This window comes from Blautia sp. MSK.20.85, assembly GCF_013317245.1.
GTDB lineage: Bacteria > Bacillota > Clostridia > Lachnospirales > Lachnospiraceae > Blautia_A.
The window spans coordinates 1-814 of record NZ_JAAIUN010000091.1 but is presented as its reverse complement, the minus strand read 5'-3'; the positions used below and the strand labels follow the sequence as shown (position 1 = coordinate 814).

Annotated in this window: 2 protein-coding genes; both read right to left on the bottom strand. The window is 42.5% G+C overall.

Annotated features, from left to right (window positions below):
* The coding region (locus G5B12_RS17020; RefSeq protein ID WP_174088954.1) for a hypothetical protein at window positions 1–299 on the bottom strand (299 nt) is incomplete at its 3' end.
* Between the two features lie 13 nt (window positions 300–312).
* A complete protein-coding gene (locus tag G5B12_RS17015; protein WP_005344165.1) occupies window positions 313–711 on the bottom strand; it encodes a single-stranded DNA-binding protein in 399 nt (132 codons plus the stop codon).
* Window positions 712–814: the final 103 nt, after the last annotated feature.

The following is an 814-nucleotide window of genomic DNA, read 5'->3' as shown; positions in this document are numbered from 1 at the left end:
AGGCATATCTGTTCATCCTCTCTTGCCAGATACAATCCTTCCAGTTCATCGGACGGATGTTTCATTCCATATACTGCCTGACAAATATCATGGATTTTCTCACATTCCACACTTCTAAGATGCTGCTCCAAGGTGTGGTTAAATCTCTGCCAGTCCTCCAGTTTCTGATTTACTGACATCATGCACTGGAACAGTTCCGCTGCTTCACATGCTGCTGACAGCACTACATTTTTGTTATTGATACTTCCATCGGCATTTTTCATATGCCCTACCATATACGCCTGATCTACTGAAACCATCTTTTATCCTCCTCTATCTAAACGGCATTTCTTCTTCCATGCCCTCTGGGATCTCTAAGAACCCTTCCGCATCTTCTGGAAACGGTGGTCTGTCAACCATTTTTGCACCTGCGAATTCAATCCGGTTTGCATACACTTCGGTGGTATAAATCTTTTTCCCGGTATCCTTATCTTCATAATTACCTGTGACAATCTCGCCTTCCACCATGACCTTCGTGCCCTGCATCAGATAATCTCTGGCAAATTCTGCTTTCTTTGCAAAAGCCTTTACCGGAATGAAACTGACTTCATCGGAATAATTTCTTCTGACTGCCAGAACAAACTTGGCAATCTTATGAAGTCCTTTTTCATTCTCCACTTCGTTGTATCCGGGATTTCTTACCAATCGCCCGGAAATAACTGTTGTATTCATTGGCTTAACCCTCCTATGCTTTCATTGATTTGTAACAGATGCCGATACATGGTCCACATTTTCCATAGGCACATCCGTAACATTCATCTTTTTCCAACTCTTC